Genomic DNA, 24106 nt, shown 5'->3' on the forward strand with positions numbered 1-24106 from the left:
CCCATAGTGATCGTCGCCGCGCGGCTCTACCTTCCTGGTCCGCGGTGCACGTGAGGCCCCTGGTGTGTGGTGTGAGGAGATGCCGGATGACAGTCACGAGGACCGGGCGGACCACGGACGACACGCGCGAGAACGTCCTCGCCCGGATCGCCCTGCGGTTCACCGCCGCCACGGAGCGCTGGCTGCCGGACGCCTTCGGGTTCGTCCTCGTCGGCACCTTCGTCGTCCTGGCCCTCGGCCTCCTCACGGGCGCACCGGTCACCGGCGCACCCGACGATCCCACCGCCACCACCGGATACGGTCTGGTGGACGCCTGGGGCAAGGGCTTCTGGTCGCTCATCCAGTTCACGCTCCAGATGGCGATGATCATCATCGGCGGCTACGCGGTCGCGGTGTCCCGGCCCGTCGCACGGCTGATCTCCCGCCTCGCCACCGTGCCCCGCACCCCGCGCGCCGCCGTCGCGTTCACGGCCGCCGTGTCCATGGTCTCGTCGTACCTGAACTGGGCGTTCAGCCTGATCTTCACCGCCATCCTGGCGAAGGAGATCTCCCGGCTGGTGCGCGGCGTCGACTACCGGGCGATCGGCGCGATGGCGTTCCTCGGTCTCGGCACCGTCTGGGCACAGGGACTGTCCGGCTCGGCCGCCCTCCAGGTGGCCAGCGCCGGGGCGAGCCCCGAGGCGGTGCAGAAGGTCATCGAGGAAGGACGCGGTTCGGGACTGATCCCGCTGACCGAGACCATCTTCCTGTGGCAGGGCATGGCCGCCACGGCCGTCGTGTTCGTCGTCGCGGTGGTCCTCGCCTGGTTCCTCGCCCCCTCGCCCGAGGCCGCGAAGACGGCCGAGGACCTGGGCATCCGCCTGCGGCCGCTGCTGGAGGAGACGCGCGAGGACACCGGCACCACCGAGTCACGCCGCCCCGGTGACTGGCTGGAGCACAGCCCGGCATTCGCCGTGCTGATCTTCCTGCTGGGCGTGTGGTACCTGTACCGCTACTTCGCCTCCGCGACGGGCAATCCCCTCAATGCCCTGGATCTGAACACGGTCAACCTGATCCTCATCCTGCTGGCCCTGATCCTGCACTGGAGGCCGGCGCGGCTCGTCGCGGCCGTACGGGAGGGTGTGTCGGCCGCGTCCGGTGTGCTGATCCAGTTCCCGCTGTACGGCGGCATCTTCGGCATGATCGCGTTCACCGGCCTGTCCTCCACCATCGCGGGCTGGCTGACCGACATCTCCAACGCCTTCTTCTATCCGGCCCTCATCGCGGTCTACTCCTGCGTCCTCGGTGTGTTCGTGCCGAGCGGCGGCAGCAAGTGGGTGATCGAGGCGCCGTACGTGATGGACGCGGCGAACCAACTCGAGGTCCACCAGGGCTGGATGGTCGTGGTGTACGACCTGGGCGAGGCGAGCGCGAACCTGCTCCAGCCGTTCTGGATGCTCCCGACCCTGGCGATCCTGGGGCTGAAGGCCCGCGACATCATGGGCTACACCTTCGCGATGTTCCTGGTCTGCTTCCCCGTCGTCCTGATCGTGGTCACACTGTTCGCGCAGACACTCACCTTCCCCTGACGCACGACCCGGAGCGGCGGAGCGGGTGCACGGACCGCACCGCCGCTTCCGGATCTGCGGCCCGGCTCCGACGAGCCGGGCCCCATGGTGCAACGGGCCCGTCAGGGCAGCAGCGCACCGGTGGGTTCGCCGTGGCGGATCCGTACGGGCTCGGTCTCCGCGTTGTTGTGCCGGTGCGCCCAGTTCTCCAGGGCCACGCGGCACGCGTGGTCCAGGTGGCGCAGGCGCGCGAGGTCGAGCTCGATCGGCTGGTCCTGCGGGAGCTCCTCCAACTGCTCGAGGATGCGCGGCAGTCGCAGGAAGGTCGCGTTGCCCGTCAGTGTGACCACGATGCGGCCCCCGGTCAGCCGGCGGGTGCTCAGATGGACGTGCGAGGTCTCCCAGGCGGACTTCACCACCGCGAGCAGCAGGCCGAGGATCACTCCCTCGAAGAGATTCGTGACGACGACGGCCAGGGCGGTGACGGCCAGCAGGACCGCCTCGCTGCGGTGCGTGCGCCACAGCGGAGCGAGGTCCTTGACGGGAACGAGCTTGCATCCGGCATGGACCAGGACACCGGCGAGCGCGGCCAGCGGGATGATCCCGATGACCGCCGGCAACAGGGCCGCGAACAGCAGCAGCCACAGGCCGTGCGCGATACGGGACAGGGAAGTACGGGCACCGGCCTGCACGTTGGCAGCGCTGCGCACGATCACCGCCGTCATCGGCAGGGCACCGAGCGCTCCGCACAGTGTGTTGCCCACGCCCTGTGCCACGAGCTCCTTGTCGTAGTCGGTGCGCGGGCCGTCGTGCATGCGGTCGACCGCCGCGGCGCTGAACAGGCTCTCGGCCGAGGCGATGAGGGCGAACGCAAGCACCGTGCCGATGACCGCCGTGCTGCCGAGCTGTCCGAAGTCCTCCAGGCCCGGGGGCCGGACGGCCTGGAGCAGCCCGCTGACCTCGACCGTCGCCGGAGAGAGACCGGTGAGGGCGGTGACGGCGGTGGCCAGTGCCACGGCGGCCAGCGGGGCCGGGACGACACGTACCTTCGCCGGCAGCCGGGGCCACAGGGCGAGGACCGCGACGGTGCCCGCGCCGACCGAGAAGGCCGACAGGGCGGCGGTGCCGGTGGCGATCTCGGCGGCGAGACCGGGCAGGCCGGCCAGCTTGTCGAGGCCGCTGCCCGGCTGAGGGGTGTCGGCCATGGCGTACAGCTGGCCGAGCACGATCACCAGGCCGATGCCGGCGAGCATGCCCTGGACGACGGAGACCGAGATCGCGCGGAACCAGCGGCCGAATCGCGCGGCGCCCAGACCGACTTGAATCAGTCCGGCGGCCAGGACGACGGGGCCCAGCACGCCGGGACCGAATTCCTGGACCGTTTCGTAGACGAGGACGGTCAGACCGGCGGCGGGGCCGCTGACCTGGAGGCTGCTGCCGGGCAGCGCACCGACGACGAGACCGCCGACGATGCCGGTGATCAGACCGAGTTCGGCGGGCACGCCCGAGGCGACGGCCACGCCGACACAGAGCGGCAGCGCGACGAGGAAGACGACGAGGGAGGCGAGCAGATCGCGTCGTACGACGCGGGGGTTGCTGAAGAGAGACGAACGTGTCACCACGGGCGAGGGTCCTCAGGGTACGGTCCGGGCCGGCCGTGGCGGGCCGGTGCGCGGAGAGAGGTCGGTGGGAAGGGCACGGCGCAGCGAAGGGGCGTGCCCCGTCGGGGCACGGCGGACCGTGCCCGGACAGTGGTGGAGAGTCTGGTCTGCGCCGTCGGCGCGGGCTCGATCCGGCGTCTTTGCCGGCCGGTTGCGCGGCGCCTGCCGTCAGAGCCGGTCGAACACGGCCTCGGTGCCGGGCCGGTGGACGCTGACGGTGCCGGTGTGCACCTCGTAGTACCAGCCGTGCAGGGTCAAAGAGCCGTCGCGGAGGCCCTCCTGGACGGCGGGGTAGCCGCGCAACGTGTCCAGTTGCGCGAGCACATGGCGCTGGACGGCCCGGGCCAGATCGGGGGTCTCGTCGGCGGAGGGCTCGACGCGGGTCGTGTGCTCCAGCCACTCCCGCACGGCGGGCACCGAGGACAGGTCCTCTCCGCGGACCACGGCGCCCACCGCGCCGCAGTGCGAGTGCCCGCAGACGACGATGTCGCGGACGGACAGCACGCGCAGCGCGTACTCGATGGTGGCCGCCTCGCCGGCGGGCCGGCCCTGTGGGGGGTAGGGGGGAACGATGTTCCCGGCGGTGCGGAGCTCGAACAGCTCGCCCGGGCGGGCGCCGGTGATCCAGGCGGGGACGACGCGTGAGTCCGAGCAGGTGATGAAGAGGGTTTCCGGCGCCTGGCCGTCCGCGAGGTGGGTGAACTCCTGTGCGTTGGCGGCGACATGGTCCGCGAAGGACCGGGCGTTGTCGATGAGCGACTGCATGATGGCCTGCCTCCTGCACCGCGGCGGGCGCCGGGGTGCGGTGTGGTCGGGTCAGATGGACAGATGTTCGGAAACGGTGACAGGGCGTCGGGGTGGGCGCCTGGCCTCGCGTCCCGATGCCCTGCGTGGCGACCGCTCGGGGTGGGGCAGCCGCCGGTCCGCGGTCGATTCTTCTCGACCGCCACTACCAGGACTTTACCGTCACATTACCTTGTGATGACAGATCACAAATGCGCCAACCCGCCGGTCGGGCGACTCATTCTTTGCGCCGGCCAACGCGGCGAATCCGCGTTCGCCGCCGTCGGCGCGTATGTCACCGCCGCCGCGGGAAGAGCGTCCGGACGATCGCCTCCGCGAAGGCGACACCAGCGCGGCCCCTTCCGAAGCGGGGGTGCCTCGGCCATCATGATCGGGCATCAGCGAATGCCGTCAGCGAAGAGGTGACGCCCATGGGCGGATTCCGGATGGGACACGGCGTTCTGCGCCGCAAACCCATCGAGCAGATCGAAGAGGCCGACGTCCACCAGCGGCTGACCCGCACCCTGGGGCTCTGGCAGCTCACAGCCATCGGTGTCGGCGGCATCATCGGAGCGGGCATCTTCAGCCTCGCCGGTGCTGTCGCCAACGGCACCGCGGGTCCGGCCGTGCTCGTCTCGTTCCTCGTCGCGGGCATCGCCAGCGCGGCGGCCGCCTTCTCGTACGCCGAGTTCGCGGGAATGATCCCGAAGGCCGGGTCGGCCTACACCTACGGGTACGCCGTCCTCGGCGAACTGGCGGGCTGGTTCATCGGCTGGGACCTCCTGCTGGAGTACACGGCGATCGTGGCCGTCGTGGCGATCGGGATCTCCGGCTACTTCAACTTCCTCGTCGAGTCGATGGGCGCCGAGCTGCCGGCCTGGATGCTGGGCGCGCCCGGCACCGGGGACGGACACAGGGTCGACTTGTTCGCCGTGCTGCTCTGCCTGCTCATCGCCTACCTCCTCACCCTCGGCATCAAGAACGCGGCCCGCTTCGAGACGGGCGTCGTGATCCTGAAGGTGCTCGTCGTCCTCCTCGTCATCGCCGTCGGCGTGGTGCACATCGACACCGCCAACTACGACCCGTTCTTCCCCTACGGCGTGGGCGGGGCGTTCACGGGAGCGGCGACGGTGTTCTTCGCGGTCTTCGGCTACGACGCGATGTCGACGGCCGCCGAGGAGTCCAAGGACGCCCAGCGCCACATGCCGAAGGCGATTGTGTACTCGCTGGCCATCTCGATGGTGCTCTACGTGCTCGCCTGCCTCGTTCTGACGGGTATGCAGAACTTCCGCGACATCGACAGGGAGAGCGGCTTCTCCACGGCCTTCCAGTCGGTTGGCCTGTCCGGGCTCGCCGACGTGATCGCGGTCGGCGCCATCATCGGCATCCTCACCGTCATGTTCACGTTCATGCTGGGCGTGACGCGGGTCTGGTTCTCGATGAGTCGCGACGGGCTGCTGCCCAAATGGTTCGCGAAGACCCACGAGACCCGGCACGTGCCCACCCGCGTGACATGGATCGTCGGCTTCGCCTCGGCCGCCATCGCCGGATTCCTGCCGATCGGCGAGGCGGCCGAACTGACCAACATCGGCATCCTGCTGGCCTTCGTCGTGGTGTGCATCGCCGTGATCGTGCTGCGCTACCGGCGGCCCGAGCTGCCGCGCACCTTCCGGTGCCCGGGCATGCCCGTGGTGCCCGCGATCGGTGTGGTCTTCTCGATCTGGCTGATCACGTTCCTCCAGTGGGAGACGTGGGCGCGGTTCGCCGTCTGGTTCCTGATCGGACTGATCGTCTACTTCGGCTACTCGTACCGGAAATCGGAGCTGGCCACGGCGGAGGCCGCGGAGCGGGAGGCGGGTTCCGGCACGCCGCCGCAGACGCCCGGAAGCTGACTCGGCGCGGGCCCGGCCGTCACCCGGCCGGGCCCGCGTGCCTGCACCCGACGGCATGGAGAACGGCCCGCGCTGCCGCGGCGGATGCCATACGGACGTGCACCGGTTGAGTGAGTGCGCGAGCCGGGTGACAGAGACGGGAGAGTACGGGGTACCCATGGCCGCGTTGTTCCCCGAGCGCCGGAGGATGCCGCCCCATGCCCCGCAGTCCCAGCAACGGCGCCGCAAGGTGGCTGATCGGTGCCCTGTGCGCCGCGCCGCTGCTCGCCGCCTGTACACAGCCGCCTTCCGCACCCGCCGAGCCGCCCTCCGTCTCGGCACCCGCGCCTGCTCCCGGGCCGCCCGGCCGGCACGGCGTCGGCTGGCAGGACGCCCGCCCCGGCCACCCCTCCCGTCCGCCGTCCGCCGGACACCTCCCCGGGCTCGGGCCGGTCACCCACTCGGAAGTCCCGGAGGACACGCGCCAGGCCCTGGTGGTCGTCGGCGAGTCGATCGACACCAGCAAGGCCACCGCGGTGCTCCATGAACGGGACGCGGCAGGGCGGTGGCGGCGTACCGCCGGACCGTGGCCGGCCCACAACGCCCTGCGGGGCTGGACGTTCGACCACCGCGAGGGTGATCTGCGCACACCGATCGGAGTCTTCGGCCTCGGCGACGCCGGCGGGCGGCTGCCGGACCCCGGAGCCCTGCTGCCCTACGACCAGGACGAGGAATTCGTCGCCTCGGGCACGGGCTTCCTCGGCGAACCCCTGGAGGGCTCCTTCGACTACGTGGTCGCCATCGACTACAACCGAGTCCCGGGCACGACTCCGCTCGACCAGGAGCGGCCGCTCGGTTCGGACAAGGGCGGCGGCGTATGGGTCCACGTCGACCATGCCGGACCCACCCAGGCATGCATCTCGCTCCCACGGGCCTCGATGCGGGAGCTGGTGCGCGCCCTGGACCCCGGCAAGCAGCCCGTGATCGTCATGGGCCCGGCCGCCGAACTCGCACAGTGACCGCTCGGCGGGTACGGCTCCTGCGGTGGCGTGACGGCGCGGCTTGTGCGCCCATGGGCCGGGGTGGATTCTGGGAATGATGAACGGTGCCGGTTCAGCCGCCATGAGTCCGTGGAACGCGGCGAACGCATGGACCGCATGGAGCGTGCCGGAGAGCGCTGATCCGCGTGGCCCTTTCGACCTCGCCTCGGCGGCCACGGTGGTTCTCGATGCCCGGAACGCGGTCATCGGGTGGAGCCCCGCGGCCCAGGCCCTGTTCGGCCACTCGGACGCAGAGATCATCGGGCAGCCCGTCGACGTGCTCCTCGGCTCCCACCCGGCCGACTCCGCACGGCGCACGGTGCACGACCTCCTGCCCAGCGACAGCGACACGCGCATGGCACGGCACCGCGACGGCCACGCTCTGCAGGTGGTCGTCGTCGTGTGCCCGCTCACGGGCGGCGGCCCGGCGGCGCGCATCCTGCTGATCACCGAGTTGGAGGGCCTGCGTCTGTCGGAGACCCGGCGGGCCATGCTCCACGGGCTGACCACCCAGTCGGCGATCGGACTCGCCGTCTACGACGCCGACCTGAGACTCACCTGGGCCAACACCGCGCACGACCACGAGATGGGCCGCCCCCTCTCCGAGTACCGCGGCAGGAAGGCCGCCGACCTGTATCCCGACGGCGTCCTGTTGACCATGGACGGCCGGCGCACGCTCGAAGAGGTGATGCACCGGGTCATCGACACGGGCGAGCCCGTGATCGACCTGCACTTCCGCGGAAAGCTCCCCAGCGACCCGGAGAAGGACCACGTCTGGTCGTGTTCGTACTACCGGCTCCTGGACGCCGACGGGCGCGTGCTGGGGGTGTGCGAGGACGCGTTCGACATCACGGACCGTTACGAGGCCCAGGACCGTCTCGCCCTGCTCGTGGAGGCGGGACGACGGATCGGCTCCACGCTGGACATGTTCGTCACGGCGCAGGAGATCGCGGACGTCGCCGTCCCGGACTTCGCCACCGCGGTCACCGTCGACCTGGAGCGCGCCGTACTGGAGGGCGGCGAGCCGGGCACCGAGATGACGGCGGGCTCGACGTACGTCCGTGTCGCCGCCCGGTACGACCCGCGGGCCGGAGCCGAGATCGTGCTGCCCGCGCCGTACGCCGACGAGAGCGAGCCGCTCCCGGGCCGCGAGGGCGAGCCGGTCCGCCGTGTGTACTACCCGCGCGGCTCGCCCCAGCTGCGCAGCCTGTCGTCCGGCGGGCGGGTGCTCGACGAGAGCACGCTGGTCGTGCCGTTGCGGACCGGTGGCGGCACGATGGGCCTGGTCACCTTCGTGCGCACCGGCCGCCCCGCCGTCTTCGACAACGGCGAGGTCGCGCTCGCGGACGAGCTGACCGCACGCGCCGCCGTGTCCATCGACAACGCCCGCCGCTTCACCCGCGAACGCGTCGCGTCCCTCACCCTTCAGCGCCAGCTGCTGCCGCAGGAGCTTCCGCAACAGCCCGCGGTGGACGTCGCGCACCGCTACCTCCCCACCGACGGCGTGACCGGGGTCGGCGGCGACTGGGCGGACGTCATTCCGCTCTCCGGTGCACGCGTCGGCCTCGTCGTCGGCGACGTCGTCGGCCACGGACTCCAGGCGGCGGCGACCATGGGCCGGTTGCGCACGACCGTGGAGGCCCTCGCCAGGCTGGACATGCCCCCCGACGAACTGCTCACCCGCCTGGACGATTTGGTCGGCCGGTCGCCGGAACGACAGTCCGACCTCCAGGGGGACACCGCGGACGACCGGCCGGCCGGGGCCGGCGGCCCCCACCCCGATGTCGCCACCGGCGCGACCTGCCTCTACGCCGTCTATGACCCGGTCTCCCGCCGCTGCACGATGGCCCGTGCCGGGCATCTGCCGCCGGCGATCGTGACACCCGACGGCTCGTGCGTCGTCCCCGAGCTGCCGGCCGGGCCGCCGCTGGGGCTGGGCGGAATGCCGTTCGAGGCGGTGGAGACGGAGCTGCCCGAGGGCAGCCTGATCGCCCTGGTCACCGACGGCCTCGTCGAGGCGCGCGACCGCGACATCGACGAGGGGTTCGACACCCTCGGGCGCGTACTCACCGACGGCCACGGCAGGCCGCTGGAGGAACTGTGCGACCGGGCGGTGGCCGAACTGCGCCCCGGCGGCGCGGCGGCGGACGACGCCGCGCTGCTCCTCGTCCGTACGCGTCAGCTGGGCGCAGACCAGGTCGCCGTCTGGCAGCTGCCGGCCGAGGCGGTCGTCGTCGGACGCGCCCGCGAGCTGGCCACCGGGCAGCTGAGCGAATGGGGCCTGGAACAGCTGGCGTTCGCGACCGAACTCGTCGTCAGCGAGCTGGTCACGAACGCCGTCCGCTATGCCGGGGGACCGTTGCACCTGCGCCTCATCCGCGACCGGGCGCTGTTGTGCGAGGTCGCCGACGCCGGGCACACGTCACCGCACCTGCGCCACAGCACGGTGGAAGACGAAGGCGGCCGTGGACTGTTCATCGTCGCCCAGCTCGTACAGCGGTGGGGCACGCGGTACACGAGCTCCGGAAAGATCATCTGGACGGAACAGGAGTTCCCCCCGGACGGCTTCTGAGGCGGCCCCGGATCACGCCGTGTGGTGCATGAGGGGTGCGTGCGGATCGGCCGTACCCGGCATGGGTGCGGGGTCGGCGTGGACCATCGCCGCCGACAGCCGGGGAAGTGCGTGCAGCAGCGCGTGCTCGGCGTCGACGGCCACCCGGTGCGCCTCGACCACCGTCAGCCGGCCGTCGACGACGACGGCGACCTCCGCCCGCAGGCGGTGCCCGATCCAGCGCAGCCGCAGCTCGCCCACCGCCCGCACGCCCCGTACGCCGTGCAGCGACCGCTCCGCCGCGTCCATCAGGGCCGGGTCGACGGCGTCCATCACCCGGTGGAAGACCTCCCGGGCGGCGTCGCGCAGGACCAGCAGGATCGCCGCGGTGATGGCGAGGCCGACGATCGGGTCGGCCAGGCGCCAGCCCAGGGCCGCGCCGCCCGCGCTGAGCAGAACGGCCAGCGAGGTGAAGCCGTCGGTGCGGGCGTGCAGCCCGTCGGCGACCAGCGCCGCCGAGCCGATCTCGCGGCCGGTGCGGATGCGGTAGCGCGCGACCCACTCGTTGCCCGCGAAGCCGATCACGGCCGCGGCGGCGACCGCGGGGAGGTGGCTCATCTCCCGCGGGTTCAGCAGCCGGTCCACGGCCGACCACGCGGCGAAGGCGGCCGATGCGGCAATGGTCAGCACGATCACGATGCCGGCCAGGTCCTCTGCCCGCCCGTACCCGTAGGTGAACCGCCGGGTGGCCGCTCGCCGGCCGAGGAGAAACGCCACGCCCAGCGGGACGGCGGTGAGGGCGTCGGCCGCGTTGTGCACGGTGTCGCCCAGCAGCGCCACGGAGCCCGACAGCACCACCACGACCGCCTGGGCCACCGCCGTGGCGCCGAGGACGGCCAGGGAGATCCACAGCGCCCGCATACCCCGCGCGGATGTCTCCAGCGCCCGGTCGACCTTGGCGGCCGACTCGTGCGCGTGCGGGCGGACCAGGTGCGCCACCTGGTGACGCACGCGGGACCACCCGGTGTCCCGCCCGTGCCCGTGCCCGTGTGCGTGGGTGTGTTCGTGCCGGTGTGCGTGGCCGTCGTGTGTGTGCTCTGTCCCCGCCATACGGCCTACCGTCGCACGCGGAACCCATTGCGGCTACAGCTGTCATACAGCCTCTGACCAGGTGCGACACGTTCGCAGATGCGTCCGTGGGGCCCGCGGGGGAGCGCGAGCGCCGGGCTCCTGTTCAGCCGGGGTGAGGGGCCTCTCCGATGTGGTGGCCCGCCACCGCGAGCCCCTCCGACACGGCCTCGGTGAAGGCGGAGATCGCCTCGTTGTGACGGCTCGGCACCCAGACCACCGAGGTGATCCAGGCCAGCGCCGCTCCCTCGACAGGACGCCAGACCAGCCCGTCGGGCAAGGGCGTGGCGGGGGCCTCGTTGAGGTGGATCCCGCGGCCCGCCAGCACCAGGCCGTGCACGAAATGCGGGTTGCGGGCATGCCGGATGGAGCCGGGCAGGAAACCCTCGTCGCGGCAGATCGTGAGCATGTGGTCGTACAGCCGAGGCGCCATCGCGCGGGGGAAGATGACCAGCGGTGTGCCGTTGAGGTCGCGCAGCCGTACCGCGCCCTGCGCCCGGCCCGCCGGCTGATGGTCCGTCCGGAGGACCACGCCCAGCTCGCGGCGTGCCACCGGACCCGACTCCAGCCCCACCGTGTCCGAGGGATGGCGGACCACACCCGCGTCCAGTTCGCCCTCGCGCAGGCGGGCCAACTGCTCGTCCGTCGTCAGCTCGTGCAGGTCGATCAGCACATCCGGGACGCGGCGGGCGAAGCCCGCCGTGAGCGTCGGCAGGACCAGAGGGTTGGTGTCCGGTGGCACACCGACCCTCAGGACCCCCGCCTCGCCCGGCCGGATCCTGCGCATCGCCTCGCGGGCCGTGTCCACTCCTGCCAGCACCGGCCGCACATGCTCCAGGAGCAGCGCCCCCGCCTCGGTCAGCTGGACCCGGTGCCTGGTGCGGTCGAACAGGCGCACCCCCAACTCGCGCTCCAGGTCCCGGATGCGCTGGGACAGCGGCGGCTGGGCCATGTGCAGCCGTTCCGCCGCACGGCCGAAGTGCAGTTCCTCGGCGAGGACGGCGAAATAGCGCAGGTGGCGGAGCTCCATGAGCGGACCATATCGCTCCGGTATCACCGAGAGTCCCGATTGGTGTTGGCCGCCGTCCTGCTCCCCCTGTTTGCATGACTGCTCACGGGACGCCCGCTCAGGGACATCCGCCCGTCACCCCCTTCTCCCTGCCTCGGCGATCCCGCCGCCCTACCCCGCCTCCCGAGAAAGGCCCTCTCGCCATGACCGAGACCAGCACCGTCGTCGTCACCCGCCATCCGGCCACCGCGGCATCCCCCGACGCCTACGTCGCCGAGGTCACCCTCAACCGGCCTGCCAAGCTCAACGCCTGGACCGGGGACATGCGCGCCCGCCTCGTCGCCGCCCTCGACGCGCTCGGCGCCGACGAACAGTGCCGCGCCGTCGTCCTCACCGGGGCGGGCCGCGCCTTCTGCGCCGGCCAGGACCTGGCCGAGACCGCGGCCATCGACCCCGACGACCACGGTGCCGCCGAGGCGTGGATCGACGACTTCGGACGGCTCTTCCGCGCCGTACGCGGCCTCGACAAGCCGGTCGTCGCCGCCGTCAACGGTGTGGCGGCGGGCTCCGGATTCCAGTTCGCGCTACTGGCCGACCTCCGCATCGGCCACGCCGGCGTCAGGATGGGCCAGCCCGAGGTCCTCTCCGGCATCCCCAGCATCACCGGCATCTGGGCCATGTGGGGCATCCTCGGCCGGGCCAGGACCACCGAGTTCGCGCTCACCGGCCGCCTGGTCGACGGCACCGAGGCCCAGCGGCTCGGCCTGCTCACCAGCCTCGCCGCCGAGGACGAGGTCAAGGCGGCGGCGCTCTCGGAGGCCGCCCGGCTCGCCGAACTCCCGCCCGGCGCCGTCGCGCTGACCAAGGGACGCATCCGCGAACTCGACGACGCCGGACTCGACGAGGCGATCGCCGCGGCCAAGAAGGTGCACATCGCCGCCTACGCGACGGGCGAGCCGCAGCGCGAGATGGCCGCCTTCCTCGCCGGCCGGCGCCGCTGACAAGCCCGACCGGGCCACCCCCACCCGCCCCAGCCCGACGAGAGGACCCCATGACCACCAGCGTCACCCCGCACACCGGCGAGGCCGCGCCCGGCGACACCGCCTACCGCCGCCTCCTGGAAGAGCACCGGTGGAGCGTTCCCGAGCGGTACAACATGGCCGCCGACGTCGCCGACCGCCACCCCGGCGACCGCCTCGCCCTGATCTTCGAGGACCACACCGGTCACCACGAGGAGGTGTTCTGGCAGCAGATCCAGGACCGCTCCCGGCAGATCGCCGCCCACCTCCACCGGCTCGGCGTCCGCAAGGGCGACCGGGTGGCCGTGCTGCTGCCGCAGCGCACCGACACCCCCGCCACCTACCTCGGCGTCCTGCGCACCGGCGCCGTACTCGTGACCATGTCCCTGCTCTGGGCCGACGAACCCATCCGCTACCGGCTGGCCGACTCCGGCTCGACGGTCCTCGTCACCGAGACCGGCGCCCTCGACCGGGCGGGCGACTTCGGCGGCGTGGTCGTGAACGTCGACGACCCGGCCATCGACGCGCTGGCCCCCGAGTTCGCCACCGCCGACACCGCCGCCGACGACCCCGCGCTGATCTTCTACACCTCCGGTACGACGGGCGCCGCCAAGGGCATCGTCCACGCGCACCGCACACTGCTCGGACACAACGAGTTCCACTGCTGTCACGACCTGCGTCCCGGTGACGTCTTCTACGGAGCAGGCGACTGGGCCTGGTCCATGGCCAAGCTGATGGGGCCGCTGCGCGCCGGTGCCGTCCACCTCGTCCACCGGCCGGCCGCGGGCTTCGACCCCGAGGGACTGCTGGCGGCCATGTCCCGTAACAAGGTCACAACAGCCCTGGTCAACCCCACCTTCCTGCGTAAGATGATGCAGGATGTCCCGGATGCGGGCCGTCGTCATCCGCAGTCGCTGCGTGTGGTGTGCTGCTCCAACGAGCCGCTCACCCCCGATCTCATCGAATGGTTCCGTGCCCAGTTCGGCGTCACTCCGCTCGACTACTACGGGTCCACCGAGTCGTATCCGCTGCTCGGGAACTTCCCCGGCGTCCCGGTCAAGCCCGGGTCCATGGGCCGGCCGCTGCCGGGGTGGGACGTCGCCCTGCTCGACGACGACGGCCGCGAGGTGCCCGTCGGAGAGCCCGGTGAGATCTGCCTGCGGGCCGGATCGAACCCCCAGTTCCCGCTCGGCTACTGGAACCGCCCAGAGGCGACCGCCGAGACCTTCGGCGGCACCTGGTACCGGACCAAGGACCAGGCCGTCATGGACGAGGACGGATACTTCTGGTTCCTCGGCCGCACCGACGACGTCATCAAGACGTCCGGCTACCGCGTCGGACCCTACGAGGTGGAAGCCGCCCTGCGCAGACACCCGGCGGTCGCCGACGCCGGTGTGGTCGGTGTGCCCGACCCGGTGCGCGGCCAGGCCGTCAAGGCATGGATCGAGCTCAACGCCGGCTACGAGCCGGACGAGGCCCTGGCACAGGAGATCTCGCACTTCGCCCGCGCCGCGCACTCCCGGTTCGCGTACCCGCGGTTCATCGAGTTCGTCGGCGAACTGCCGCGCTCGGCGACCGGAAAGATCCAGCGGGCGGCCCTGCGTGCCCGCGACCTCACCCCCCGGGCCAGCGACGCCGCGCCGCGGACGACACGGAAGGACGGATCGAGATGACGACCGAGAGCCGGACCACGGCACCCCAGGTCCCGTCCACCGCGACACCGGACACGGCGAAGGTGCGCCGCAAGGTCGCCACCGCCACCGCCATCGGCAACTTCGTCGAATGGTTCGACTCCGGCGCGTACGCGATCATGTCCGCCACCATCGCCGGCCTGTTCTTCCCGCAGTACGACAAGACCGCGGCGCTCCTCGCGACCTGGGCCGTCTTCGCCGGAGGTTTCGTCGCCCGGCCGCTCGGGGCTGCCTTCTTCGGCCGCTACGGCGACCGGATCGGCCGCAACCGCATGCTCGCCCTGAGCGTGCTGTGCATGAGCGGCTCGACCCTCCTGATCGGGCTGCTGCCCACCTACGCCGTGCTCGGCATCGCCGCTCCGGTGCTGCTGTTCCTGCTCCGGGCGGTCCAGGGCTTCTCCACCGGCGGCGAGTACACGGGTGCCTCCGCCTTCATCATGGAGTACGCCCCCGAAGGCCGACGCGCCCGCTACGCCAGCGTCGTGCCGCTCACCGTCGGGCTGGCCTCCGTGGCCGGAGCGCTGACGGGCCTTCTGATCACCTCCACGCTGGACGAGGCGGCGCTCGACAGCTGGGGCTGGCGCATCCCGTTCCTGCTCGCCGGCCCGCTCGGACTGATCGGCCTCTACCTGCGCAGCAGGATCGACGACACGCCCGTCTTCCAGGCGATGGAGAAGCGCGACGCGGTCCAGGAGGCGCCGCTGCGCGAGGCCTGGCGGGTCTGCCGCAGGCAGGTGCTCACGCTGTTCGGCTACAGCATCACCAACGCCGTCGGCTACTACCTGATGAGCAGCTACATGATCGCCTACATGTCGGAGGAGGTCGGCTACGCGAAGTCCGAGGCGATGCTCACGAGCGTCATCGCGATGCTCGCCTACAGCGCCGCCTGCCCGCTGATGGCGGCGGCAAGTGACCGGTTCGGCCGCAAACCGATGCTGCTCGCCGCCTGCGGCGGCTTCGCGGTGGCCACCCTGCCCGCCTTCTGGCTGATAGGCCAGGGGCTTGCGGGAGCGATCACGGGGGCAGCGGTCCTCGCCGTGCTCGTCGCGGTGATCGGCACCTCGAACGTGCCGGCGATGGTCGAGATGTTCCCCGGACAACTGCGCGCCAGCGGCTCGGCGATCGGCTACACGGCGGCGTACGTCCTCTTCGGCGGCACGGCTCCGTTCGTCGCCACCGGACTGGTCTCCCTCGCCGGCACCCCGCTCGCCCCCGGCTTCTACCTGATGGGCCTGGCGGTCGTGTCCTCGCTCGTGGTGCTCTTCTCCTTCCGGGAGACCCTGCGTCTGCCGCTGGCCCGGACCACCGTGCTGGAGAAGTGACCCAGGGGCCGATGCGGCCCGTCCGACGAAGGCGGCACCCGGTGCGGGTGCCGCCTTCGTCACGCGGCACCGCCGGGCCCGCCGGCACCCGAAGGGTGCAACACCGGATGCCGTCTTCGTCACATGAACCTATGGTCGGGGGCAGCCTGCCCCACCGCTGTGGCGGGCCCGCCGAGAGAAAGGCGTCTGATGCATCGTCACCACAACCGCAGTGGCACGGGAATCCGCACCGGAGCGGGTCTGTGCGCCGCTGTTTCCGCCTCACTCGTCCTGCTGATCGCCGCCCCGGGAGCCCGGGCGGACTCCGCTCGGACGGGCCCACGCGTCGACTGGGACGCCATCGCCCAGTGCGAGTCCAGCGGGAACTGGCACGCCAACACGGGCAACGGGCACTACGGCGGCCTGCAGTTCACCCAGTCGAGCTGGCGGGCGGCAGGCGGCCTGAGATACGCGCCGCGGGCGGATCTGGCGACGAGGTCGGAGCAGATTGCCACGGCGAAGAGACTCGCCGCGATCCAGGGTATGAACGCCTGGACCTGCGCGAGCCGCTGACCGCTGCCGGAGAAGGCGAGCGCCCGTGGTCCGGGGCCGGACCACGGGCGCTCGGCGTCAGGGGCGATCAGCCCTCGAGAACGCCGGACTTCGCGATCGTGACCTTCGACTTGACCGCGCCGCTGCGCGAGCCCAGCGACTCGATCTGCTTCACCACGTCCATGCCTTCGACGACCTCGCCGAAGACGACGTGCTTGTTGTCCAGCCAGTCGGTGACGATGGTGGTGATGAAGAACTGCGAGCCGTTGGTGTTCGGGCCCGCGTTGGCCATGGAGAGCTGGCCCGGCTTGGTGTGCTTGATCTGGAAGTTCTCGTCGGGGAACTTCTCGCCGTAGATGCTCCGGCCGCCCGTGCCGTCGCCGCGGGTGAAGTCGCCGCCCTGCAGCATGAAGTCCGGGATGACACGGTGGAACGAGGAGCCCTCGTAGCCGAAGCCGTGCTCGCCCGTGGCGAGCTCGCGGAAGTTCTTGGCGGTCTTGGGGACCACGTCGTCGAACAGGGTGAAGACGATCCGGCCGGCGGGCCGGTCGTCGATCGTGATGTCGAAGTACACGTTGTTGCTCATGACTGCATCCTGACATCTGCGGTCACCGCAGCGCACACCGGGCACACCGTCGGCCCGACATCCGAGGGAGCGTCACATCTCGAGCAGCGCCTCCGCCGCGAGCTGACCATCCGTCAGGGACTGTTCGGTCCAGATCACCTTGCCCGTCGGTGTGTACCTCGTTCCCCACCGCGTGGCGAGCTGGGCCACGAGGAACAGGCCGCGGCCGCCCTCGTCGGTGGTGGCCGCACGGCGCACGTGGGGCGAGGTGCTGCTGCCGTCGGAGACCTCGCACACGAGGGTGCGCTCGTACAGGAGCCGTACGTGGATCGGCTCGGAGCCGTAGCGGATCGCGTTGGTGATCAGCTCGCTCAGCACGAGCTCCGTGGTGAATCCGACCTCTTCCAGTCCCCATTCCTCCAGCTGATGGCTGCAGGCGTTGCGGACCGGGGCGACGGCCGCGGGGTCGCGCGGGACGTCCCAGGTGGCGATCCGCGCCGGATCCAGCAGACGGGTACGGGCCACGAGCAGGGCGATGTCGTCGCGGCGCGTCGTGGGCAGCATCGTGTCCATCACCGCCTCGCAGATGTCCTCGGGCGCGCTGTCGGCATGGGCCGACAACACCCCGCGCAGCGCGTCCAGCCCGGCGTCGATGTCGCGGTGGCGGTGCTCGACGAGGCCGTCGGTGTACAGGACGAGCCGGCTGCCCTCGGGCAGGTGCACCTCCGCGGCCTCCATCGGCAGCACGCCCAGGCCCAGCGGAGGCGCGACGGGCATCTCGACGAACTCCACCGTCCCGTCCGGATGCACCAGCGCGGGCGACAGGTGGCCGGCCGTCGACATGCTGCACTGTCCGGAGACGGGGTCGTAGATCGCGTACAGGCAGGTGGCTCCGGTGGTGCCCTCCCCGTCACCGCCCGGCTCGTCCTGGTCGATCCGGCTGACCAGTTCGTCGAGCCGGGTCAGCAGTTCGTCCGGGGGCAGGTCGAGCGTGGAGAAGTTGTGGACCGCGGTGCGCAGGCGGCCCATGGTCGCGGCGGCGTGCAGTCCGTGGCCGACGACGTCGCCGACGACGAGCGCGACCCGCGCCCCGGGCAGCGGGATGACGTCGAACCAGTCGCCGCCCACCCGGGCCTGCGCGGGCAGGTAGCGGTACGCGATGTCGACGGCGCTCTGGCTCGGCAGGACATGGGGCAGCAGGCTGCGCTGGAGCGTCTCGGCCATCCGGTGCTCGCGCGTGAAGCGGCGGGCGTTGTCGATGGCGACGGCGGCGCGGGCCGCCAGCTCCTCGGCGAAGGTCAGGTCCTCCTCCTCGAACGGGTCGGGCCGCTCCGATCGCCAGAAGTTGACCATGCCCAGCAGCACCCCGCTGCCCTGGAGCGGTGCCGTGATGAGCGAGTGGACGCCGTAGGCCAGCGCATGGTCCGCACCCGCGCGGTCCTGGGACCTCCAGGCGTCCGCGACGGTCAGATCGGCCTCCAGGGCCGCGTGACCGCTGGCCATGGCCGCCGCCATCGGCGTGGCGTGCGCCACGAAGTGGATCACGTCCCCTACCGCCTGGAACGGATGGTCCGCCCGGATGCCGGTCAGCGCCGCGCGGCGCATCACCGTGGGCGCGGTCGAGGGCTCGTCGCCGTGCAGCACCGCGTCGGGCAGCTCGACCGTGACGAAGTCCGCGAAACGGGGGACCGCCACCCGCGACAGCTCCTCCGCGGTCCGCACCACGTCCAGCGTGGTCCCGATCCGCACGCCCGCCTCGTAGAGGATCTTCAGGCGCTCCCGGGCTACCTCCGCCGTGCCGGCCAGCGCCCGGAGCTCGGTGGTGTCGCGGAGCGTCGCCACATTGCCCGAACTCCCGCCGTAGGGCGCGGTCGGACGCATGCTGATGGCCAGCAGCCGGTCCCCTGCCAGGTGCACCTCGTCGGTCACCGCGCGGTCGGAGACCAGCAGACCGGCGATGTCGAGGTCCAGGCCCAGATCGGCGACGGGCCGGCCGTCGGCGTCCTGGGGCAGCTCCAGGAGGCGGCGTGCCTCGTCGTTGGCGAGCATCAGGCGGTCGTCGCCGCCGACGATCAGGACGCCTTCGCGCACCGCGTGCAGGACCGCGTCGTGGTGCTCGTACATCCGGGTCATCTCTTCGGGCCCGATGCCGTGTGTCTGCCGTCGCAGGCGCCGGCTCACCAGGGCGGCGCTGGCCGTGGCCAGGGCGAGCGCGGCGGCCGCGGAGGCAAGGAGCATGGGGAGCTGGCGGTCCACGGCGTTTCCGACGTTCTCGATCTGGACACCCGCGCCGACCAGGCCGATGACGGACCCGTCGGGCCCCCTGACCGGAACGATCGCGCGGGCCGCGTCGCTCGGGGCTCCTTCGAAGATCTCCGTGAACGCCTCCCCGGCCGCGGCCCGCTCGATCCCCGTGGTGACCGTGCCGATGAGGGCCGGATCGGTGTCGGCGTGGCGGGTGCCGTCCGGGGCTGTCACCGTCATGAAGTCGACTCCCGATTCGCGTCCGGCGTCGGCCATCCGCGGCTGGAGCGCGGCGGTGGGGTCGGGGGAGCGGAGAGCGGCCACGGTCCCCGGTGCGTGGGCGAAAGCGGCGGCGGTGGCCAGCGACCGGTTCTGCGCGTCCTGCTCGCTGTCGTGCCGCGCCTGCAGGACGAGGGCGACCACGGCGGCCACGATGAGCAGCACCGCGACCACGACCTGGAGGAAGAGGACCTGCCCGGCGACGCTGCGCGAACCCAGCACGGACCGCCGCCCGCCGCGCAGGGAGCGCCGCGCGGCGTCGAACCTGTCGAGCCTGTGCCGGTTCATTGAGTTCCCCTCCCGGGACTGGGCGTCCGTGGCGGGCGGACCTCCGGTGAGGCGGCGGGTGGCCTGAGGCCGGGGCCGTGGCGATGGCCCGATCATGACCCTTTCTAACATCAATGTACTTTTCGCCCCCCACTGGCGGCGCCCCCGGGCCGTCCTGCTCGGCGCCCCGGGGCCGCCACCGCTCGCGGAACCACCGGTCGGTGCCGCCGTTGCCCGCGTGCCGGCGGGTCACGGGCTCAGCGGCGTCGGTCCGTCCGCGCCGACAGCCCCTCGCGCAGGCACTCCACGAGACGCGCCGCCGCCGTACCTCCGGGATCGAGACGGGGGTTGAAAATCGTGACGTCCAGGCCACGGGCCCGCTCGTCGGCCAGTGCCGTCCGCAGCACCGTCTCCAACTCCTGCCAGCTCAGCCCGTCCGGGAGCCGGTAGTCGACGGCCGGCATGATCGCGTCGTCCAGGACGTCGACGTCGAGGTGCACCCAGAACCCGGCCGTCTCCCCCGCGGTCAGGTGGCCGACCGCTGTGCGCGCGGCCGCGGCGGCGCCCACCGCGCGGACATGGTCGAGCCCCATGGCGTGCAGGCGCGGCGGCAGCGGCTGCATCCCGTCCCGTGCCGACTGCTCCGCGTCGCGGAAGCCGAAGGCCACGACGTCCTCGTCGCGCAGCAGCGGCCCGCGGCCCTCCAGGTCGGTGAGGATCCCCGGGCCGCGCCCCGTCGCCAGGGCCAGTTCCATCGAGGCCGCCTCGCCGGCCGGCTCCGCCGACGGCTGGTAGAAGTCCGTGTGGCCGTCGAGGAAGAGCAGGCCGTGGCGTCCGCGGCGGCGCAGGGCGAGCATGTTGCCGAGCAGGATGCTGCAGTCGCCGCCGAGCACGACGGGGAAGTGGCCGCGGCGCAGGACGCCGCCGACCGTGTCGGCCAGGTCGACCGAGTAGCGCGCGATGGCCGCCGGGTTGAGGACCCCGGTCGCCTCGTCGCGCCGCGGGTCGTACGCAGGCGCTTCGACCCGGTCCGCCCGTACCGTCCCCGGAAGGCTCATCAGCCCGGCCTCCAGCAGGGCCTGCGGGAGGTCCTGGACACCGGTCGGCCGCAGCCCCAGCACGGACGGCGCCTCGATGATCTCCAGTACCTGCACGTGCGCACCCTTCGCCGGAGAGGCGGCCGCGGGAGCCGCGCGACGGGGGGCCGACAGCGCGGGGCCGCGGACCGGACCCTACGCCGCCGCCGCCGGGGGAGAAGCCGGGGACAGCGCCGCAGGGTCCGTTCTCGTGAACGACGGCCACCCGCCCGGGCCAGCCGTCGGCGGCTCAGCCGGTGGGCAGGGCCGTTGCCGCGGCGACGACGTGGGGACGCGCGAGGTTGTCGGGGTGCAGGATGAGCTGAAGCTCGCTCTGGGTCAGCAGACCCTTGTCCAGGACGAGTTCGTGGACGCTGCGGCCGGTCGCCAGCGCTTCCTGGGCGACGGCGGTGGCCTGCTCGTACCCGATGTGCGGGTTCAGCGCGGTCGCCAGGCCGATGGACTGGGTGACGAGGTGGGCGAGGTGCTCCCGGTTGGCGGTGATGCCGGTGACGCAGCGTTCGGCGAGGGTCAGGCAGCCGGCCCGCAGGTGCGTCAGGCTCTTGAGCAGGCTGTGGGCGATGACCGGTTCGAAGGCGTTCAGCTGGAGCTGGCCCGCCTCCGCGGCCATGGTCACCGCCATGTCGTTGCCGATGACCTCGAAGGCGATCTGGTTGACGACCTCGGGGACGACCGGGTTCACCTTGCCGGGCATGATGCTGGAGCCCGCCTGCACCGGCGGCAGGTTGATCTCGGCGAAGCCCGCGCGCGGCCCGCAGGACAGCAGCCGCAGGTCGTTGCAGACCTTGGAGAGCTTGACGGCGATGCGCTTCAGGACTCCCGACAGCTGGACGAACGCGCCGGCGTCCTGCGTGGCCTCGACGAGGTCGTCGGCGACCATCAGGGGCAGACCGGTGATGGTGCGCAGATGGCGGCAGGCCAGCGCCGCGTACTCGGGGTGGGCGTTGAGCCCGGTGCCGATGGCGGTGCCGCCGAGATTGATCTCGCGGATCAGCTCGCGTGCCTCGCCGAGCCGCTTGTGGTCCTCGGCCAGCATGACGGCGTACGTGGCGAATTCCTGGCCCAGCGTCATGGGCACCGCGTCCTGGAGCTGGGTGCGGCCCATCTTCAGGACGTCCGCGAACTCCTCCGCCTTCGACGCGAACGCCGCGCGCAGCACCTCCATGGCGTCGAGCAGGCGCTGGGCGGTGAAGTCGAGCGCGATCTTGACGGCGGTCGGGTAGACGTCGTTGGTGCTCTGGCCCGCGTTGACGTCCTCCAGCGGGTGCAGGTTCGCGTACGTGCCCTTGGGGTGACCGAGGAGTTCCAGGGCGCGGTTGGCGACGACCTCGTTGGCGTTCATGTTCGTCGAGGTGCCCGCGCCGCCCTGGATCACGTCGACCACGAACGCGTCGTGGAGCCGGCCGGCACGGATCTCCTCGCAGGCGTCCACGATCGCGTCCGCCTTGCGGCCGTCCAGCAGACCGAGGTCGCGGTTGGCGAGGGCCGCTGCCTGCTTGACGCAGGCGAGGGCGGTGACGAGGTCCGGGTAGGCCGAGACGGGGGTGCCGGTGATGGGGAAGTTCTCCACCGCCCGCAGGGTGTGGATGCCGTAGTACGCGTCGGCGGGGACGTCCCGGTCACCGAGCAGATCGTGCTCGGAACGCGTTGCGGGGTGGACCTGGTCCTGGTGCGTGGCCATGGAGGTTCGGACTCTCCTGTCGCGTGGGTACGCGGGGTCGGGGCGAGGGTGGGTGAAGGGAAGAGGGGGAGGGGGGACCGGCCGGGGCCTCGGGCCCGGGCGGGTGGGGCCGGGCGCTCTAGGCGCCGGCGAGCACGGCCGGCGCGGTGGCGTCGGCCGGTGCCGGGGCGCCGAGCGCGTGGCGCAGCACCTCGTCGCGCTCCCGCGGGTCGGTGGTCGCGAGCAGGGCGGTGAGCACGGCGATGCGCGTCTGACCGGCCCGCAGGGTGCCGGCCGGAACGGCCCCGGCGGCGACGAGGTCGACCGCACCGCCGTGGGTGTAGATCTCGGTGACCGGGCCGGCGTGGACCCGCGTGGTCAGCGCGACGAGCACGCCGCGGGACACCGCGGACGCGACAGCCTCCACGAAATCGGGAGTAGCGTTGCCGGCGCCGGTGGCGACCAGGACGATGCCCTGCGCGCCCGCGTCGACAGCCGCGTTCAGCAGATACGGGTCGGCGTCGCTGTGGTGCATCACCATGTCGACACGGGGCGGGGTGTCCGGCATCGCCGGGAGCGGCAGGCCCGCCGGCCGCTGCGGGTGGCGGAGGACCGAGACGCGTCCGAAGCCCACGTTGCCGATGCGGGCGCCGGAGGGGTCGGCGAAGGCGTCGGCCGCCAGTGTCTGCGTCTTGACGGTGCCGCGCGCGGCGTGGACCTTGCCGTCGAAGGCGACCAGCACGCCGAGGCCGCGTGTCGTCGAGGCGGTCAGGAGCGCGTCGTGGAGGTTGCCGGGGCCGTCGCCGTCGGCGGCGTCGAGCGGCAGCTGGGCGCCGGTGAAGACGACGGGACGCGGGTCGTCGTGGTGGAGGTCGACGAGGAAGGCCGACTCCTCCAGGGTGTCGGTGCCGTGCGTGACGACGATGCCGTCCACGTCCGGGTCGGCGAGCACCTCGTGCACGGTGCGCAGCAGGGTGAGCTGGTGGGCCGTGGTGAGACGGGGGCTGTTCACGCTGAACAGGTCGACGACCTCGATGGTGACGTCCGCGGGGACCGCGGCGGTCGCCATGACCTCCTGGCCGTGGGCGTCCGCGGCGAAGCCGGAGCCCTGCCAGCGGCTGGCTATGGTTCCGCCGGTGCTGATGACGACGATCCGTCCCATCTGCCTTCTCCTCGTCGGTGCCCCGGTGGGGGCTGTGGTTCGAGTGCGACGCAATGATAGGTGGATTGTCCCGCAATATGATTGCCTATTCGGCTGGCCTCACCCTGAAGGCGTGGTGGATGATTGCGTCATGGATGCGATCGACCGCGCAATATTGCGGGAGCTACAGGAGGACGGGCGGCTCAGCAATCAGGAACTGGCGCAGCGCGTGGGACTGACGCCCTCGCCCTGCATGCGCCGGGTCCGGCAACTGGAACAGGACGGGGTGATCCAGGGCTATCGCGCGGTGATCGACCCCGAGGCCGTCGGGCGCAGCTTCGAGGTACTCGTCTCCATCGAGGTGCGGCGCGACCGCGAGGCGGTCGAGGCATTCGAGGCGGCGATCCAGGACATCCCGGACGTCATCGAGGCGTACCGGTTGTTCGGCAGCCCGGGGTGCCTGCTGCGTATCGCGGTCGCCGACCTGCGCGCGTACGAGCAGCTGTGGATCGAGAAACTGACCGCACTGTCGGGTGTCACCGAGGTCAACTCGCAGATCATCATGAAGCGGATCAAGGAGCCCGCCGGCCTGCCGGTGGACGGCTGACCCCCGGGGTCGGCGGTCGGGGCCGGCCGGTCGGATCACTGCGACTCCGGTCGTAGGACCGGCCGCACCCGGCTTCGTTCCCCGGCCCGATAC

At 71.9% G+C, this 24106-nt stretch carries 18 protein-coding genes; 9 read left to right on the forward strand and 9 right to left on the reverse strand.

All coding sequences use genetic code 11. The annotated features are described in order from the left end of the window. Nucleotides 1–86 precede the first annotated feature (86 nt). Nucleotides 87–1568, forward strand: coding sequence for a short-chain fatty acid transporter (locus ACF08N_RS15800; protein ID WP_392325176.1), 1482 nt, complete (start codon nucleotides 87–89; stop codon nucleotides 1566–1568). Between the two features lie 101 nt (nucleotides 1569–1669). Here the strand turns inward: ACF08N_RS15800 and ACF08N_RS15805 are convergent, their stop codons facing one another. Further along, the gene (locus tag ACF08N_RS15805) at nucleotides 1670–3166 is read right to left on the reverse strand and encodes a SulP family inorganic anion transporter (RefSeq protein WP_392325177.1); all 1497 of its coding nucleotides are present in this window, start codon (nucleotides 3164–3166) and stop codon (nucleotides 1670–1672) included. A 210-nt stretch (nucleotides 3167–3376) separates the two neighbouring features. Then, complete coding sequence (locus ACF08N_RS15810) at nucleotides 3377–3973, reverse strand: carbonic anhydrase (protein WP_392325178.1); 597 nt, start codon at nucleotides 3971–3973, stop codon at nucleotides 3377–3379. 449 nt (nucleotides 3974–4422) lie between these two features. On the opposite strand from ACF08N_RS15810, the gene ACF08N_RS15815 reads away from it, so the two are divergent. The 3 genes from ACF08N_RS15815 (at nucleotide 4423) to ACF08N_RS15825 (ending at nucleotide 9474) form a co-directional block, all read left to right on the forward strand. Then, nucleotides 4423–5883, forward strand: coding sequence for an amino acid permease (locus ACF08N_RS15815; RefSeq protein WP_392325179.1), 1461 nt, complete (start codon nucleotides 4423–4425; stop codon nucleotides 5881–5883). Between the two features lie 197 nt (nucleotides 5884–6080). After that, nucleotides 6081–6881 (forward strand): hypothetical protein, encoded by an 801-nt coding sequence (locus tag ACF08N_RS15820; RefSeq protein WP_392325180.1) that lies wholly within the window; start codon nucleotides 6081–6083, stop codon nucleotides 6879–6881. Between the two features lie 103 nt (nucleotides 6882–6984). Then, nucleotides 6985–9474: a SpoIIE family protein phosphatase gene (locus ACF08N_RS15825; protein WP_392325181.1), complete on the forward strand. Its 2490-nt coding sequence runs from the start codon at nucleotides 6985–6987 to the stop codon at nucleotides 9472–9474. A gap of 12 nt (nucleotides 9475–9486) precedes the next feature. Here ACF08N_RS15825 and ACF08N_RS15830 read toward each other — a convergent pair whose 3' ends face one another. After that, nucleotides 9487–10563 carry a cation diffusion facilitator family transporter gene (locus ACF08N_RS15830; RefSeq protein WP_392325182.1) on the reverse strand — a complete coding sequence of 359 codons (1077 nt, stop codon included), beginning with the start codon at nucleotides 10561–10563 and terminating at the stop codon, nucleotides 9487–9489. Nucleotides 10564–10687: 124 nt separating this feature from the next. Beyond that, nucleotides 10688–11611 carry a LysR family transcriptional regulator gene (locus ACF08N_RS15835; RefSeq protein WP_392325183.1) on the reverse strand — a complete coding sequence of 308 codons (924 nt, stop codon included), beginning with the start codon at nucleotides 11609–11611 and terminating at the stop codon, nucleotides 10688–10690. A gap of 182 nt (nucleotides 11612–11793) precedes the next feature. Here ACF08N_RS15835 and ACF08N_RS15840 point away from each other — a divergent pair, with 182 nt between their 5' ends. From ACF08N_RS15840 to ACF08N_RS15855, 4 genes are all read left to right on the forward strand, one after another. Then, nucleotides 11794–12591, forward strand: a complete 798-nt coding sequence (locus ACF08N_RS15840; protein ID WP_392325184.1) for an enoyl-CoA hydratase/isomerase family protein — start codon at nucleotides 11794–11796, stop codon at nucleotides 12589–12591. A 50-nt stretch (nucleotides 12592–12641) separates the two neighbouring features. Beyond that, entirely contained in the window at nucleotides 12642–14282 is a 1641-nt protein-coding gene (locus ACF08N_RS15845) for an acyl-CoA synthetase (protein ID WP_392325185.1), read from the forward strand. Continuing rightward, on the forward strand, nucleotides 14279–15622 hold the full coding sequence (locus tag ACF08N_RS15850) for an MFS transporter (protein WP_392325186.1): 1344 nt from the start codon (nucleotides 14279–14281) through the stop codon (nucleotides 15620–15622). Before ACF08N_RS15845 ends, ACF08N_RS15850 begins: the two co-directional genes overlap by 4 nt. Nucleotides 15623–15811: 189 nt before the next feature. Continuing rightward, on the forward strand, nucleotides 15812–16174 hold the full coding sequence (locus tag ACF08N_RS15855) for a transglycosylase family protein (protein ID WP_392325187.1): 363 nt from the start codon (nucleotides 15812–15814) through the stop codon (nucleotides 16172–16174). 67 nt (nucleotides 16175–16241) lie between these two features. On the opposite strand, the gene ACF08N_RS15860 is transcribed toward ACF08N_RS15855, so the two are convergent. From ACF08N_RS15860 to ACF08N_RS15880, 5 genes are all read right to left on the reverse strand, one after another. Beyond that, complete coding sequence (locus ACF08N_RS15860; protein WP_392325188.1) at nucleotides 16242–16739, reverse strand: peptidylprolyl isomerase; 498 nt, start codon at nucleotides 16737–16739, stop codon at nucleotides 16242–16244. Nucleotides 16740–16811: 72 nt separating this feature from the next. Further along, nucleotides 16812–19529 (reverse strand): SpoIIE family protein phosphatase, encoded by a 2718-nt coding sequence (locus ACF08N_RS15865; protein WP_392325189.1) that lies wholly within the window; start codon nucleotides 19527–19529, stop codon nucleotides 16812–16814. Nucleotides 19530–19765: 236 nt separating this feature from the next. After that, complete coding sequence (locus ACF08N_RS15870) at nucleotides 19766–20662, reverse strand: arginase family protein (RefSeq protein ID WP_392325190.1); 897 nt, start codon at nucleotides 20660–20662, stop codon at nucleotides 19766–19768. A gap of 172 nt (nucleotides 20663–20834) precedes the next feature. Next, nucleotides 20835–22286, reverse strand: a complete 1452-nt coding sequence (aspA, locus tag ACF08N_RS15875) for an aspartate ammonia-lyase (RefSeq protein ID WP_392325191.1) — start codon at nucleotides 22284–22286, stop codon at nucleotides 20835–20837. Between the two features lie 118 nt (nucleotides 22287–22404). Further along, complete coding sequence (locus tag ACF08N_RS15880) at nucleotides 22405–23427, reverse strand: asparaginase (protein WP_392325192.1); 1023 nt, start codon at nucleotides 23425–23427, stop codon at nucleotides 22405–22407. Nucleotides 23428–23557: 130 nt separating this feature from the next. Here ACF08N_RS15880 and ACF08N_RS15885 point away from each other — a divergent pair, with 130 nt between their 5' ends. Continuing rightward, complete coding sequence (locus tag ACF08N_RS15885) at nucleotides 23558–24013, forward strand: Lrp/AsnC family transcriptional regulator (RefSeq protein WP_392325193.1); 456 nt, start codon at nucleotides 23558–23560, stop codon at nucleotides 24011–24013. The last annotated feature ends 93 nt before the right edge of the window (nucleotides 24014–24106 follow it).

Origin of the sequence: Streptomyces sp. NPDC015127 (assembly GCF_043080095.1) — a bacterium.
In the GTDB taxonomy this organism is placed as follows: Bacteria; Actinomycetota; Actinomycetes; order Streptomycetales; family Streptomycetaceae; genus Streptomyces.